The sequence below is a fragment of the Thermoanaerobaculia bacterium genome (assembly GCA_035260525.1).
In the GTDB taxonomy this organism is placed as follows: Bacteria; Acidobacteriota; Thermoanaerobaculia; order UBA5066; family DATFVB01; genus DATFVB01.
This window is the reverse complement of sequence record DATFVB010000339.1, coordinates 1-13,916: the sequence shown is the minus strand read 5'-3', so window position 1 is coordinate 13,916 and position 13,916 is coordinate 1. Positions and strand designations below refer to the sequence as shown.

The 13,916-nt window shown below is 68.5% G+C and carries 14 protein-coding genes; 5 read left to right on the top strand and 9 right to left on the bottom strand.

Annotated elements, in window-relative coordinates; genetic code table 11:
• Positions 1-601, top strand: a 601-nt coding sequence (locus tag VKH46_16235; protein ID HKB72388.1) for an efflux RND transporter permease subunit, incomplete at its 5' end; no start/stop codon positions are given.
• 10 nt (positions 602-611) lie between these two features.
• Here VKH46_16235 and VKH46_16230 read toward each other — a convergent pair.
• From VKH46_16230 to VKH46_16215, 4 genes are read right to left on the bottom strand one after another with little or no spacing between them, the layout of a single operon-like run.
• The gene (locus VKH46_16230) at positions 612-1,886 is read right to left on the bottom strand and encodes a hypothetical protein (protein HKB72387.1); all 1,275 of its coding nucleotides are present in this window, start codon (positions 1,884-1,886) and stop codon (positions 612-614) included.
• Positions 1,883-2,989, bottom strand: a complete 1,107-nt coding sequence (locus VKH46_16225; GenBank protein ID HKB72386.1) for a cytochrome bc complex cytochrome b subunit — start codon at positions 2,987-2,989, stop codon at positions 1,883-1,885. Before VKH46_16225 ends, VKH46_16230 begins: the two co-directional genes overlap by 4 nt.
• A complete protein-coding gene (locus tag VKH46_16220; protein ID HKB72385.1) occupies positions 2,973-3,437 on the bottom strand; it encodes a Rieske 2Fe-2S domain-containing protein in 465 nt (154 codons plus the stop codon). The genes VKH46_16225 and VKH46_16220 overlap by 17 nt, the downstream gene beginning before the upstream one ends.
• A 22-nt stretch (positions 3,438-3,459) precedes the next feature.
• Positions 3,460-3,744: a hypothetical protein gene (locus tag VKH46_16215; protein HKB72384.1), complete on the bottom strand. Its 285-nt coding sequence runs from the start codon at positions 3,742-3,744 to the stop codon at positions 3,460-3,462.
• A gap of 127 nt (positions 3,745-3,871) precedes the next feature.
• Here VKH46_16215 and VKH46_16210 point away from each other — a divergent pair, with 127 nt between their 5' ends.
• Complete coding sequence (locus VKH46_16210) at positions 3,872-4,621, top strand: enoyl-CoA hydratase/isomerase family protein (GenBank protein ID HKB72383.1); 750 nt, start codon at positions 3,872-3,874, stop codon at positions 4,619-4,621.
• Between the two features lie 412 nt (positions 4,622-5,033).
• On the opposite strand, the gene VKH46_16205 is transcribed toward VKH46_16210, so the two are convergent.
• Both VKH46_16205 and VKH46_16200 read right to left on the bottom strand, forming a co-directional pair.
• Entirely contained in the window at positions 5,034-5,213 is a 180-nt protein-coding gene (locus VKH46_16205) for a hypothetical protein (GenBank protein HKB72382.1), read from the bottom strand.
• A 121-nt stretch (positions 5,214-5,334) separates the two neighbouring features.
• Complete coding sequence (locus VKH46_16200) at positions 5,335-8,553, bottom strand: hypothetical protein (protein HKB72381.1); 3,219 nt, start codon at positions 8,551-8,553, stop codon at positions 5,335-5,337.
• A 125-nt stretch (positions 8,554-8,678) separates the two neighbouring features.
• Here VKH46_16200 and VKH46_16195 point away from each other — a divergent pair, with 125 nt between their 5' ends.
• From VKH46_16195 to VKH46_16185, 3 genes are all read left to right on the top strand, one after another.
• Positions 8,679-10,103: a pyridoxal-dependent decarboxylase gene (locus VKH46_16195; protein HKB72380.1), complete on the top strand. Its 1,425-nt coding sequence runs from the start codon at positions 8,679-8,681 to the stop codon at positions 10,101-10,103.
• A 290-nt stretch (positions 10,104-10,393) separates the two neighbouring features.
• Complete coding sequence (locus VKH46_16190) at positions 10,394-10,945, top strand: hypothetical protein (GenBank protein HKB72379.1); 552 nt, start codon at positions 10,394-10,396, stop codon at positions 10,943-10,945.
• Between the two features lie 142 nt (positions 10,946-11,087).
• Positions 11,088-11,933 (top strand): PAS domain-containing protein, encoded by an 846-nt coding sequence (locus VKH46_16185; protein ID HKB72378.1) that lies wholly within the window; start codon positions 11,088-11,090, stop codon positions 11,931-11,933.
• A 24-nt stretch (positions 11,934-11,957) separates the two neighbouring features.
• On the opposite strand, the gene VKH46_16180 is transcribed toward VKH46_16185, so the two are convergent.
• The 3 genes from VKH46_16180 to VKH46_16170 all read right to left on the bottom strand — a co-directional run.
• Positions 11,958-12,242 carry a hypothetical protein gene (locus VKH46_16180; protein ID HKB72377.1) on the bottom strand — a complete coding sequence of 95 codons (285 nt, stop codon included), beginning with the start codon at positions 12,240-12,242 and terminating at the stop codon, positions 11,958-11,960.
• Positions 12,243-12,323: 81 nt separating this feature from the next.
• Positions 12,324-12,656 (bottom strand): hypothetical protein, encoded by a 333-nt coding sequence (locus VKH46_16175; protein ID HKB72376.1) that lies wholly within the window; start codon positions 12,654-12,656, stop codon positions 12,324-12,326.
• A 470-nt stretch (positions 12,657-13,126) separates the two neighbouring features.
• A partial coding sequence (locus VKH46_16170) for a M20/M25/M40 family metallo-hydrolase (GenBank protein ID HKB72375.1) occupies positions 13,127-13,916 on the bottom strand: 790 nt, incomplete at its 5' end.

Here is a 13,916-nt window from a genome sequence, read left to right as displayed (position 1 = left end):
GCTCGACTGGGCGGGCCAGTTCGAGTTCCAGGTCCACGCGAAGAAGACGCTTCAGATCGTTCTCCCGATCGTGTTCGCGGTGATCTTCGTTCTGCTGACCATGACGTTCCGGTCCGCCTCCGAAGCGTCGATCGTGATGCTCTCCGTGATCTACGCGATGACGGGCGGCGTGATCCTCCAATGGCTCCTCGGCTACAACTTCTCCGTCGCGGTCTGGATCGGCTACATCGCGCTCTACGGTGTGGCGGTCGAGACCGGCGTGATCATGGTGATCTACCTCCACGAGGCCCTGGACAAGCGTCTCGGAAAGGGAGATCTGACCCGCGACGACGTCCTGGAGGCGACGCGCGAAGGCTCGGTCCTGCGCCTGCGCCCGAAACTGATGACGGTGTCGGCGGCCATCTTGTCGCTCGTCCCGATCTTCTGGTCGAGCGGCACGGGATCGGAGGTCATGCGGCCGATCGCGGCGCCGATCGTCGGCGGCATGGTGACGTCGACGATCCACGTGCTCCTCGTCACGCCGGTGATCTTCTTCCTCATGAAGGACCGCGCGCGCCGGAAGGGGAGACTTCGGGCGTCCGGGATGAACGCCGCCGGCTAGCCGGCGGCCGTCAGCCGCGGATCTTGTACAGGAGCGCGGCGATCGCGGAGAGGATCAGGAAGAGAGAGAGGAGGAGTCCGCGGCGGCGATAGTCCCGCTCGGCCATCGCCTTGTGGCCGGCCGCCTCGGCGGCGCGGGCCACCGCGAGCCCTTCGTCGGCGTCCTTGCGGACGGCGGCGAGCTGGAGCTCGTGCACGTCCGTGCGCGCCTTCGTGAGCGCTTCCTCGGCGTTGGTGAGGTCGAACTTCTGCTTGGAGACCTCCATCCCGGCTTCGGAAGCGGTGTCGAGAATCTTGTGCGCGGCTTCGATCCGCGTCCGCAGCGCGACGATGTCCTTGTGCATGGCGGTCGTGGCGACGTCGCAGCGGTCGCCTTTCTCGTGGCAGGAGCCGCATTTTCCCGTCGGGCCGGTCCCGAGGAATTCTTCCGTCGGCTGGACGATGTCGTGGTTCCCGTGGCAGGTCACGCAGCCCGGGAGCCCCATGTCCGCGAACGCCCGGGAGTGGGCGCTCTGCTTGAACTTCTCCGCGAAGACGGAGTGGCACGTGCCGCAGACGTTCGCGACGGAGGAAACGGCGGGCGGCGTCGCGCCGTGGTTTCCGTGGCAGGAGTTGCACGTCGGCGCCGAGATATCGCCTTTCTCGTACATCGCCTTCGCGTGAACGCTCGTCATGTACTTCGCGTAGACGTCCGAGGGAAGGTGGTAGGACGCCATGAGCGCCGTGTCGCCGTGACAGGTGTTGCACGTCTTGGCGACCCGCGTCGGATAGACCGGCGAGCGGGTGTCCTTGATCGGGAGGATCCCGTGCGCTCCGTGGCAGCTCGCGCATTCCGCGACGTGCTGGTCTCCCTGGACCAGCATCTGCCCGTGCTTGCTCGTCTTGTACTCGGAGAGCTCGTCGACCCGGAGGGACGGGTTGAATTGCTTCATCAGCCCGGCGTCGCTGTGGCATTTCGCGCAGACCTGCGGGATCTGCTGGTGCGTCGGCTTGCCGATGAATCCTTTCTTCGGGTCGTGCGCCGCGTCCATGTCTTCCTGGGTCGGATCGCCGCCGTGGCAGTTCGCGCAGGTGAAGCCCGCCTTCGCGTGGACGTCTTCTTTCCGGAACGCCTTGGCCGGGGGCGTGAAGGTGTCGTCGTCGAGCGAGAGATGGCATTCCATGCACTGGTTCACCGGCGCGGCGGCGGCCGGCGGCGCGAGCCGGGGCGCGGGGGCGCCGAGAGCGATCACCGCGAGGGGAGCGGCGAGCGCGAGACCGGCGAGCGCTCTGAGAAAGCCTCTCATGGCGCCGCCGCCGTTCCGGGCTGCGGCAGCAGCGCCAGGACCGTGAGAACGAGCGCCGCCACGATGAACAGCGCGCCGATGCGGTTCCACCAGGGGGAGGAGCGCCCCTCGACCGCCTTGCGGTCGAGAAACGGCACGAGCAGGACGGCGAGCCCGATCACGCCGAACCCGACGATGCCGAAGAGCTCTCCCGGGATGCCCGCGATCGTGGCCGGAAAGTACTTGAGCGCCTGGAACATCGACAGGAAATACCATTCGGGGCGGATCCCCGCCGGCGCCGGAGCGAACGGGTCGGCCTTCTTGCCGAGCTCCCACGGGAAGAAGACGCAGAGGACGGCGAGCAGCGCGACGGCCGTGAGCCAGCCCACCATGTCGCGCAGGAGGAAGTCCGGGAAGAACTTCATCCTGCGCACCGAGCCTTCGCGCTCGATCTTCGGCGGCACGCTCATTCCGTGCAGCTGGACGAGATACAGGTGGATGCCGAGCAGGACGGTCGCGGTCGCCGGCAGGATCGCCACGTGGATCCCGTAGAAGCGCGAGAGCGTGGCGCCCGTCACGTCGGAGCCGCCGCGGAGGATCCGCGAGAGGAGCGGACCGATCCAGGGGATCTGCGCCGGAACGTCGGTCCCGACCTTCGTCGCGAAATACGACAGCGTGTTCCACGGGAGGAGGTACCCGGAGAAGCCGAATCCGAATGCGAGGAAGAGGAGGAACGTGCCGGACAGCCAGGTGAACTGGCGGGGCGGACGGTAGGCTTTCTCGAAGTACGCGGAGAGGAAGTGGAGGATCACCACGCCGACGAAGATGTTGGCGCCCCAGGAGTGGATCGACCGGATGAGCCAGCCGAAGGGCACCTCCGCCATGATGTACTGCACGCTCTCGTAGGATTCCGAGGCGCTCGGACGATAGTAGAGGAGGAGGAGGATCCCGGTCGCCGCCTGGACGAGAAAGAGGAAGAGCGCCATTCCGCCGAGGTAGTAGAAGACCATCGAACGGTGGACCGGGACGTCCTTCTTCTCCGCGAAGTGGCTGACGCCCTCCCAGCCGATCGCTTCGAGCGTCCGCTGCCGAAAGCCCGGAGGCTTCTCAGACTTTGCGGACAACGATCTTGTCTCCTCGAACGTTGACTTCGAGCGGGAGCAGGGGGCGCGGCGGGGGGCCGGAAACGTTGCCGCCGTCGGTGTTGTAGACGCCGTTGTGGCAGGCGCACCAGATGTCCGAACGTTCCTTGCGGTACTGCACCGTGCAGTTCAGATGCGTGCAGACGGCCGAAAGAGCCTTCAGCTCCCCGGAGACCGTGCGAAAGACGAGGATCGGCTTGCCGCCGAACGGCACGATCCGTCCCGAGTTCGGCGCGAGCTCCGAGGCCTTGAACGGAAGCTCGAGCTCCGAAAGCGACGGTTCGGACGTGACCGGGGGAACGAGGTACCGGAGCACCGGATAGAGGAACGAGAGGATCGTGGCGCCGAGCGTGGTGCCGAGGAGGCGGGTAACCCACCGCCGCCTCGTATCCAGGAGCGGATCGGCGAGCGGCGGGGGTTCCACGTGCATCGTCGGCCTCGTTCCTTCCGACTTATTGCTTGCCGCCCGGGTAATCCTTCAGCCAGGTCACGTCGACGTCCTTGGCGTTGTGCTTTTCCATCTGGGCGAGAAGCCACTTGCCGCGGTCGTTGAGCTGCTCTTTGGCGTGCTCCTTCTTCGGGAGCTTCTCCGAGTGGCAATAGAGGCAGTTGTTCGCCGGATATCCGGCTTCCTTCGCCTGTTTGACGTAGGCGGGCTTCGCGGAAAGAGACTCGGCGCCCATCACCGCCAGGTAGACCGCCGCTGCCGTTCCCAGGATCTTCTTGGTCGATTTCATCGATCCTCCTTCAAAGCCGCATTTTTTCAGAAGCGCGCCGGAGCGAGATGGTGCAAATGAATCAATTCGACCATTCGCCCCCCGCGGGGGCGGAAACGCCTGCCAATCCGCGGTTTATCATTCGCGGATGATCGCAGCCGAGATCGTCGACGGGGTCGTCCTCCTCCGGATGGACGACGGGAAAGCGAACGCCATCCAGGGCCGTTTCCTCGGGGCGCTCGACGCCGCGCTGGACGAAGCCGGCGACGCCGCGCCGCTCGTGCTCACCGGTGCGCGCCGGATCTTCAGCGCCGGGCTCGACCTCCCCGCGCTCGCCGGCCTGTCCCGGCCGGCCATGGACGAGCTGATGCGGGAATTTCATCGTGTGATGCTCCGCCTCTTTCTCCGCCCGGCGCCGGTCGTCTGCGCCGTGAACGGTCACGCGATCGCCGGCGGGTGCATCCTCGCCATGCAGGGGGACCGGCGCGTCATGGCCGACGGAGAGGGAAAGATCGGCGTCAACGAGGTCCGGCTCGGGCTCTCGCTTCCCGCGATCGCCGTCGAGACCTTCCGGGCGCAGCTCGCTCCGCCGGCGCTCGCCGCCGCGGCGCTCGAGGGCCACTTGTTCTCTCCGGCGGAGGCTGCCGCCGCGGGTCTCGTCGACGAGGTTGCGCCGGCGGGCGACCTGGTAGCGCGGGCCGTGCTCGCCGCGCGAGCCCTGGCCCCGGACGGCCCGGCGTTCGCCGAGATGAAGCGGCTGCTGCGCCGTCCGGCCGCGGAAGCGCTCTCGCGCTCGCGCGACGAGGACTCGTGCGCATGGCTCGACGGATGGTTCTCGGAGCCCGCGCAGCGGCGGATCGGAGAAACCGTCGCGAAGCTCAAGGGCCGCTCCGCCTGAGGGTCGCGGGAACTGGCTCGGGGACCGGGAGCACGTCACGGCGGCGCGGCTCGGACCCGCCCTCATCCGGCAGCCTGCGGCTGCCACCTTCTCCCGCCGGGAGAAGTCGCGTTGCGGCTTGCTTTGCTCGCGGCCTTGTGTGACTCGACCGCGCCTGCCGTGACCCCCTTCGCCGACGCTCCCGCTCCCGCATCGCGAGCCCTCCGTTCGGTAGCTCGCGCACTGGCGTGTGCGGCGATCGGCGCGCTCGGCGCTCACGCGCCGGCCGCTTTGCGGCCGCGACTCTCGTCGCGCGCTGGATACACTTCGCGGCGGGCTCTCCGCGATGCGATGAGCTCGACGGGCGATCGGGGACGATCCCGTCACATTGACGGACTGCCACGAACCGAAGCGCGCTCCAAGAGGCGGCTGCTCAAAGAGGGGAGTGCCCGAGGCGTTCGAGGAGCGAGCGGAGGAACTCCTCCTTGCGTTTGAGGTTCTCCCGGAACTCCTGATTTTCCGTTCCGGCGACCTCCATCCGCAGGTCGGAAAGCGCGCTCTCGCAGACCTGGCGAAGGATGTCCGCTTCTCGGCCGTCCAGATCGATCGTCATGGCTCCCGGACGGTGCAAGAACCGGACCGGTCACGACCCGCCGGGGCGCCGGCTGCGGGGCCGGCATTTGCCCGGACGGTTGAGGCGCGGCCAGACGCGCTCGCGTCTGGCCGCATTGGCGTCACAGCGCCGGTGCCTCGATCTTCACCGGGTCTCCCGCCCACACCGTCGGAGCGCCTTCGGCCGCTGCCGTCCGGTCGTACGCGGGCACGTCGTCGGCCAGAATCCGGTTGAACTCGGAGAGCCGCGCGTCGAGCTCGCCCCGCAGGCGCCGCATCTCCTCCTTCGCCGCCTCGGTCGGAGCCGCGTCGCCCATGAACGAGAGCTGCCGCGCGAGCGATTCGTACGAGTCGTGGAGCTTCGTGTGGAAGTGGATCGCGTCCGCGCCGACGTCGTACTGGCGCTGCGAGTTGTAGACGGAGTCCTGGTAGGCCGAGAGCTTCGCCTCGAGGGCTTTCGCCGCCGCGGCGGTTTTCGGAAAGCGCGCGGGCTTCTCCGCTCCCTCGTCCTCGCGGCCGAGCCGCTCGACCTTCTTGATCTCTTCGCGAAGGTCGTGCGTCCGATTGAGGGTGTCGTTGAGCGCGGTGAGCTCGTTGCGGGCCTCCAGCGCCGCGCGCGTCCCCTCCCGGGCGATTTCCGTCCGCGGCGGGATCCGCGGATCGGCTTCCACCCGCGCGGTCTTCGTCTCGGTCTTGCCGCGGACCGTCACGGCGACGCGGTACTCGCCCGGGAGGACCCGCGGCCCCTCGCCGGGGGTGAAGAACTCGTTGGCCGGCGGCCGTTTCTGGAATGCGACCGGCTTCTCGCCGTCGTAGCGCATGTCCCATACGTAGCGGTTCAACCCCGCCTTCGACTCGCCGTACCGGATCGCGACGGGCCGACCCTGCGCGTCGGTGATCACGATCCTGACCGGCGTCTTCTTCCGGCCGGGACCGGGCTCGTCCTTCTCGTTCTCGTTTTTGATCTCGGACTTGAGCGAGTAGTCGACGCGCACGCCGAGCGGGGGATTGGGAGCGGCGCCGAGGTCCCGCGAAAAGCCGCTGCGGTTCCAGGTGTGGAAGAGGACGCCGGGAGACGTGTCGAAGAGGTGGAAGTCCGCCGCCTGGACGTCCGGCGTCGCCTCCTCCAGAGGGGCGATCGCGTCGAAAACGAAGAGTCCGCGTCCGTGGGTCGCGACCACGAGGTCATGCCTGACGAATTTCAGGTCGAACACGGCGACGGTCGGAAAGCCGGCCCGGAGCTTCTCCCAACGGGCGCCGCCGTCGCGCGACCAGTAAATGCCCCCGCCGGTCCCTGCGGAGAGGAAGCCCCGCCGGTTTGGGTCCTCGCGGATCACGTACACCGGCTCGTCCGCCGGCAGGCCCGCGGCGATCGACGTCCACGATTTTCCGCCGTCGGTCGTCTTCCAGGCGTAGGGCCGGTCGTCGTCGAGCTCGTGCGCGTCGAAGGGAGCGTAGGCCGTCCCGGGGTCGAAGGGCGAGACGCCGACCTGGTACACGCGCGCCCACGCGGGGGCGCCCTTCGGCGTCACGTCGTTCCACGTCTTCGCTCCGTCCCGCGTGACGTGGACGAGGCCGTCGTCGCTCCCGGTCCAGATCGTGCCGGGGTCGCGGTCCGCGATCGTGATCGACAACAGCGTGTCGTAGGTCTCCGCTCCCGAGAGGTCGAGGTTGATCGGTCCGCCGCTGGCGACCTGCTTGGACTTGTCGTTTCGCGTGAGGTCGGGGCTGATCACGTCCCAGTGCTCGCCGCCGTCCCTGGTCCGGAAGACGACGTTTCCTCCCAGGTACGCCTCGTTGGCGTCGGTCGCGGAGACCGCGATCGGGGAGGTCCAGTTGAAGCGGTACTTCAGCTCCGCGGGGCTCTTGTCCTCGACGCCGAGGAGATAGGGCTGGACGTAGCGCGAGACGTGGGTCTTCGTGTCGAGACGGCTGATCGACCCGTTCTGCGAGTCGGACCACACGATCGTCGGATCGCTCGGCGCGGGCACGGAGTACTCGCCGTCGCCTCCCGCCGTGACGAACCAGTCGGCGGCGCCGATCCCGGAGCGGCTCAGGCTGTCGGACGGACCGCACCAGGCGTTGTTGTCCTGGAGACCGCCGCAGAGGTGATACGGGGTCGCGGAGTCGGCGGCGACCATGTAGAACTGCTCGATCGGGATGTTGTTCCAGTAGCGCCAGGTCTTGCCGCGGTCCGTCGTCACGTACGCGCCGCCGTCGTTGCCCTGCACCATCCGCGAGGGGTCGGAGGGGTCGATCCAGAGCGCGTGATGGTCGACGTGGACGCCCCGGTCGATCGGCCGGGCGGTCTTGCCGCCGTCGTCGGACTGGACGAGGTCGAAGGAGAGGAAATAGACGCGGCGTTCGTCCTCCGGCGAGACGAACAGGCGCGAGAAATAGAACGGCCGCACGTCGAGAAGGTGGCTCTCGCTCACCTTCTTCCATTCGTCGCCGCGGTCGTGGGAGTCCCAGAGCATCCCCTTCTTCGCCTCGATCAGCGCGTACACGTGCCGCGGGTCGCTCGGCGCGGCGGCGATCGCGATGCGGCCGAACGGCCCCTCGGGCAGCCCCTTCGTCAGTTTCTTCCACGTGTCGCCGCCGTCGGTCGTGCGGTAGATGCCGCTCCCGCCGCCGCCGGAGACGAGCTCCCACGGGTAGCGGCGCGCTTCCCAGAGCGCGGCGTAGAGGACGCGCGGATTGCCCGGCTCCATGACGAGGTCGATGGCTCCCGTCTTGTCGTCGACGAAGAGGATCTTCTTCCAGGTCGCGCCGCCGTCGGTCGTGCGGAATACTCCCCGGTCCGGGTTCGGGCCCCACTCGTGGCCGAACACCGAGACCCAGACGACGTCGGGATTCGTGGGATCGACCACGATGTTCGAGATCTGCCCGGCGTGCTCGAGGCCGGCGCGCTTCCAGGTCTGGCCGGCGTCCCCGGAGACGTAGACGCCCCGCCCGGGGAGGGCGTCGTTGCGAATGTTCGCCTCTCCCGTGCCGACCCAGACGACGCTGGGGTTCGACGGAGCGAGAGCGATCGCGCCGATCGACGCGGTCGCCTCCTTGTCGAAGATCGCCTTCCAGGAGAGGCCGCCGTCGGCCGTCTTGAACACGCCGCCGCCGGCCGCGCCGACGTAGTAGACGTTGGGGTCGCCGGGAATCCCGGCGACGCAGCTCACGCGCCCGCCGCCGACGGCCGGCCCGAGATTCCGGATCTTGACGTTGCCGAAGAAGTCGGCCGGCTCGGCGGCCGGGGCGACCGGCGCGGCCGCGGGACGGCGCGCGGCGAAGAGGGGGAGGGCGAACGTCAGAGTGACCGCCGCAGTGAGACGAAAGCCGATCTTCATTCGGTGCTCCTCGTTGATAGTCAAAAGATATCAAACGCCGCGGGCGGCCTTTTCGTTTCACCCGCCGGGCCTTCGGCCGCCCGGTCCGGGCTCGTGGAACCGGGACTCCACGGTAAGATCGCCCGATGCCGAATTCGAGCCCGTCCGAGCGTCCCCTCGAGCTCTCGCCGAGTCAGTTCCGCGCCCTCGTCGAGGCGGCGACCGCCCGGATCGGAAAGTACATCGAAGCGCTGCCGCGCATGTCGTCGGCGCCCCCGTCGGAGGGCGCCGCGCTCGCCCGCGAGATCCGCCAGGGCATGCCCGAGCACGGCGCGCCGCTCGAGCCCCTCCTCGACCTGCTGTTCGACCGAGTGATCCCTTCGAGCTTCTGCACTCCCGGTCCGGGATACCTCGCCTACATCCCCGGGGGCGGCATCCTGGCGACGGCCGTCGCGGACTTGATCGCCGACGCGACGAATCGCTACGTCGGAGTCTGGGCGGCGGCCCCGGGCCTCGCGCAGATCGAGGCGGACGTGGTCGCGTGGTTGGCCGGCATCGTCGGCTATCCGCCGGCCGCGCGCGGCGTGCTGACCTCGGGCGGCTCGATCTCGAATTTCTCGGCGATCGTCACCGCGCGCCGGGAGAAGCTTCCTCCCGATTTCCTTTCCGGGTCGATCTACGGGTCGGACCAGACGCATCATTCGGTCGAGAAAGCGGCGATGCTCGCCGGGTTTCCGCCGGGAAGCGTCCGGTCGATCCCGACGGACGCGAAGCTCCGGATCCGGGTCGATCTTCTGGCGGAGCGGATCGCCGCCGACCGCGCCGCCGGCGCCGTGCCGTTTCTCGTCGTCGGCAACGCGGGGACGACGAACACCGGCGCCGTCGACGACCTGCCCGCGCTCGCCGACCTCGCGCGCCGGGAAGGGTTGTGGTTCCACGTCGACGCGGCGTACGGCGGGTTCTTCGCGCTGACGGAGGAAGGGCGGGCGATCCTCGCCGGGATCGAGCGTTCCGATTCGGTGATCCTCGACCCGCACAAGGGGCTGTTCCTCCCGTACGGGACCGGATGTCTCCTCGTCCGCGACGGCGGGGCGTTGAAGCGCGCGCACGCGCTCACGGCCGACTACCTGCCGGAGATGCAGGAAGAGGAGGAGTTCGTCGACTTCTGCCAGATCTCGCCGGAGCTCTCGCGCAGCTGGCGAGGGATCCGCGTCTGGCTCCCCGTGCGGCTCCACGGGATCGCGCCCTTCCGCGAGAACCTCCGCGAGAAGCTCGCCCTGGCGAGGCTCGCGGCCGACGCCCTCCGCGCGATGCCGGAGATCGAGATCCTCGCGGAGCCGCAGCTCTCGATCGTGGCCTTCCGCCGCGCGTGGCCGGGGCGCCCGTCCGACGAAGTCAACGAGGCGAACCGGCGGCTGCTCGAGGCGGTGAACGCGCGCGGCCGCGTGCACCTGACGGGAACGATGCTCGGCGGCGATTTCGCGATCCGAATCTGCGTTCTTTCGTTCCGCACTCATCGCGACCGCATCGAGATGGCGCTCGAAGACATCCGCCGCGCGATCCAGGAATAGCGTAGAAATTCGAAGCTCGAAATTCGAAACCCGAAACAAGCCCGAAATTCGAAACCCGAGACGATGCGATTCTCCGCACAGCCGGTTCTCGCGTCCCGGCTCGAATTGCGGGCCCGGTCGTTTCGAGATTTGAATTTCAGATTTGTTTCGGATTTCGGTATTCGAATTTCGGACTTCTCTGCTGGCCCCGATCTTGCACTTTGTCCTGATCGGAGGTCAGAATGGCAAGCGCTTCTCAGCATTTTTCGTTAGAAAGAACTGCCCAGGCGGATCGTTCCCGAAAAACCCGGTTGGAGATCTTTCTCGGAATCGTCGTCGTCGTCGGGGTCGTCATCGCTCTGGCGGTCGCGCATTCGATGAGGCAGCCGAAGGTTGCCAGCACGACGACCCAGTCGTCGGTCGACAACGGGGCGGCTTCCGTAGCGATCACTCCTCCGCCGCTCACGACGGCCGAGACGGCGCCTTCGACGGCCGCGCAGAGCGCCGTCCCCTCGACGGAGACGACCGCTCCAGCGGAGGCCGCGGCTCCCGCGCCGACGAAGACGGAGACGTCGAGCTCGACGACTCACCGCCGGCACTCGGCGGCCGCTCGCACCAGAACGCGCGAGACCGCTCCGGCGGAGCCCGCGGCTCCGGCGCCCGTCCCGGAGGTCGCCGCGCCGAAGATGGTCCCCGTTCCCATTCAGGCGACGCCCGCCCCGGAACCGGTGCAGAGCACGGCTCCGGGCGCCTCGCCCGTTCCGACCACGCTGCCCCCGGTGCAGACGACGCCGCCCGCGACGACGACCAGCAGCGCCCCGCCGCCGCCCGACGGCTCGACTCCTCCTCCGCCTTCGATCTGAGAACGGTGTTCGTCGGGAAAGGCCGCCTCACGGGCGGCCTTTTCGTTGTCCGGCGCGCGACCGGCCGAGCCGGACGGGCGTGCGCCAGGCGTCGCGCCCGCCTCGTCGAGCCGCGGGGAGCGACGTATACTCGACGGCTCCCGTGGCTTCCAACGATCCCCCCGAAGTCCCCGGCGAGCCGGCGCGGCTCGAAGAGGCGTTCGCGCTCCTGAAGTCCGCCCTCGACGCCATCGGCGACGGAATTCTCGTCGTCGACGGGAACGGGAAGATCGTCACCTTCAACCGGCAATTCGTCGCGCTCTGGAACGTCCCGCCGCCCGTCGCGGCGGCGCGGGACGACGACGCGCTGATCGCGTTCGTCCTGGAGCAGCTCCAGGACCCGGCGGCGTTCGTGCACAAGATCATGGAGGTCTACTCCGATCCGGAGAAGCGGAGCTTCGACACGCTCCTCTTCAAGGACGGGAGGCGTTTTGAGCGCCGCTCGGTGCCGTGCCGATCGGGCGACCCGGCGTCCGGCCGGGTCTGGACGTTCCGCGACGTGACGGAGATCTTCCGCGCGGAAGAGGGGCTCGCGCGGGCGCACTCGCTGCTTCGCGCGACGTTCGACGCCACCGCGGACGGCATCCTGGTGGTGGACCTCGACGGCGACCTGGTCGACTTCAACCGGAAGGTCGTCGAGATGTGGGGGATCCCGTCGGAGCTCGTCACCTCGTTCGACAAGCCGCGGCTCCGCGCGTGGGTCATCGAGCAGGTGCAGAACCCCGAGAAGTTCCTCAAGAAGGTCGCCGAGATCTATCGCGAGCCGGAGGGCCAGAGCTACGACTGGGTCCGATTCAAGGACGGGCGCACGTTCGAGCGGTATTCCACCCCGCAGAAGATCAACGGCCGTGTCGTGGGGAGAGTGTGGAGCTTCCGCGACGTCACGGAGCAGAAGAAGCTCGAGGATGAGCTGCTCGGGCTGCGGGGCCGCCGGCCGTCGTCGTCCTGACCGCCGCGGAAGCCCGGGGACCGGCTACGGTGCGGCGTCCTCGACGACGGCGAGTTTCCGGACGCGCGGGTCGCGCATCACCGATCCTTCGACCCGGCCCCAGAGTCGGATTAGAGCGCTCCGGCAGGATTCGGCTTCGGCGGCCGAGTCGAATTCAAGATCGACCGCGGCGAAGTCGAGATCGTCGACAGGCTGGAAGACCCGGTAACGTCGGACGCCCATCTGCTTGCGCCCGATCGGGTCGCGGTCGAAGGCTTTCTTCCATCCATCGAAGCTCGGCACCGGATGCTCGATCCTGAGGACGTGCATGGGGAGACCCTCCAGGGTCGAATCGTAACCCCCGCTCGCGCGAAGCGGGAGGAGCGCGTCGGGCCGTCGGAGCGGCGGCGCCTATCTTCGGGTCTGGCCGTCGTGCTTCTGGCGATAAATGCGGCGGGACAGGCGGTTCTGCTGCCGGTTCACGATGCGCCGGTCCTTGGCCGTGAGCTTTCCGCCGTTGTCCTCCCGCATGTGGCGGATCTCCCCGTGGAGCCGCGATTCCTGCCGCTCGAGCCGGGCCGTCTCGCGGGGCGTGAGCCGTCCGCTCGCGATCCCCTGCGCGATCCGCCGCTGCTGATTCTCCCTCCGCTCGTGGATCCGCGTCTCCGCCGCGGCGAGCGGCACGAAGAGGAACGGCGAGATCGCGGCGAGGGTCAGGACACCGAGGGACTTTCGGGTTCTCATGATTCCCACCTCCGCCCGATCAGACGAGCGGCGGGCGCGGAAGTTTACGGCACGCGCTCCGGCAAGCTTCCTCGACGGTGACGCGCTTGCTCTCGGGTTCTCGTCGGGCCCCGGGGCTTATCGCATCGCCTGATTGTTCGCGAAGGGTATCCAGCGCTGAGCGCGCCGATCGCCGCGCAGGCCAGGGCGCGAGCCACCGAGGCGAAAGCTTTCCGCGATGCGATGAGCCCCCGCGCCAAACGTGGGTGTGTTCGGAGCCGACGGGTATCGCGTTGCCCGAATGCCATCGGGCTCGCGCCTGGCCGCGCTTCAGCGTCGCGCCAACCGCCGGAATCCCGGGGCGCGGTCAGGCGCGAGCGAGACCGGATGCGGCTCGCCCGCGAGGTCCCGAGGCCTACCGGGGCGTAGGTCGCAGGGCCTCGCGGGGCGGCACGCGCCGGTATTCGCTCGATGAATGGCCGCGCCCCTCTCTACAGCTCCGCGAAGAGGGTCGCATAGAGCTCGATCCCGTCCCACAGATTCTTGAGCCGGATGTTCTCGTTGGCCGCGTGCTGGTTGTTGTCGTGGTTGGCGATCGGAACGCCGACGACCGGGACCTTACCGTCGCCCTGGAACAGGTACATCGGGATGCTCCCTCCGAGGGTCGGCATCTTGACGACCGGTCCTCCCGCCGCTCGCTCGGCCGCCGCCATCACGGCGCGCGAGAAGGGAAGGTCCATCGGCGTCCGCGCCGGAGGATAGCCGCCCTCCCATTCGAGGCGGACGATCTTCGGGTGAGCCGCGCGCGTCGCCGCGTCGGGGGCCTGGCGGACGATGAACCATCCCTGCTTCTCGACGAACGACTCGACCTTCCCGCGGACGCTCTCGGGAGTCTCGTCCGGGACGAGACGGAAGTCGATCGAGGCCGAGGCCTCCGGGACGATCACGTTGGCGGCCTCGGCGCCGACGTGTCCCGCGGAGATCCCGCGAACGTTCAGCGCCGGACGATGGAGAAGCGCGACGAGGGACGCGCCGCCCCCTTCGGGCCGTGGAAAACCGTACTCCTTCTCCAACTCCTCGTCCACGCGCGGGACGCCGGCGATCGCGCGCTTTTCGGCTTCCGACAGGGGCCGCACGTCGTTTTCGAACCTCGGGATCAAGATCCGGCCCTCTTCGTCGCGCATCGCGTCGATCAGGTGCGTCAGGCGGACGATCGGGTTGGGCGCCCAGTTGCCGTAGTGGCCGCTGTGGAGACCCCGGTTCGGGCCGTAGACGGTGAGC

Bases quoted from the DNA above. Each gene is read 5' to 3' on its own strand.
- VKH46_16195 (HKB72380.1), top strand. From the start codon at position 8,679: ATGCCGAATTCGAGCCCGTCCGAGCGTCCCCTCGAGCTCTCGCCGAGT.
- VKH46_16220 (HKB72385.1), bottom strand. From the start codon at position 3,437: ATGCACGTGGAACCCCCGCCGCTCGCCGATCCGCTCCTGGATACGAGG.
- VKH46_16230 (HKB72387.1), bottom strand. From the start codon at position 1,886: ATGAGAGGCTTTCTCAGAGCGCTCGCCGGTCTCGCGCTCGCCGCTCCC.
- VKH46_16175 (HKB72376.1), bottom strand. From the start codon at position 12,656: ATGAGAACCCGAAAGTCCCTCGGTGTCCTGACCCTCGCCGCGATCTCG.
- VKH46_16210 (HKB72383.1), top strand. From the start codon at position 3,872: ATGATCGCAGCCGAGATCGTCGACGGGGTCGTCCTCCTCCGGATGGAC.
- VKH46_16200 (HKB72381.1), bottom strand. From the start codon at position 8,553: ATGAAGATCGGCTTTCGTCTCACTGCGGCGGTCACTCTGACGTTCGCC.
- VKH46_16205 (HKB72382.1), bottom strand. From the start codon at position 5,213: ATGACGATCGATCTGGACGGCCGAGAAGCGGACATCCTTCGCCAGGTC.
- VKH46_16215 (HKB72384.1), bottom strand. From the start codon at position 3,744: ATGAAATCGACCAAGAAGATCCTGGGAACGGCAGCGGCGGTCTACCTG.
- VKH46_16180 (HKB72377.1), bottom strand. From the start codon at position 12,242: ATGCACGTCCTCAGGATCGAGCATCCGGTGCCGAGCTTCGATGGATGG.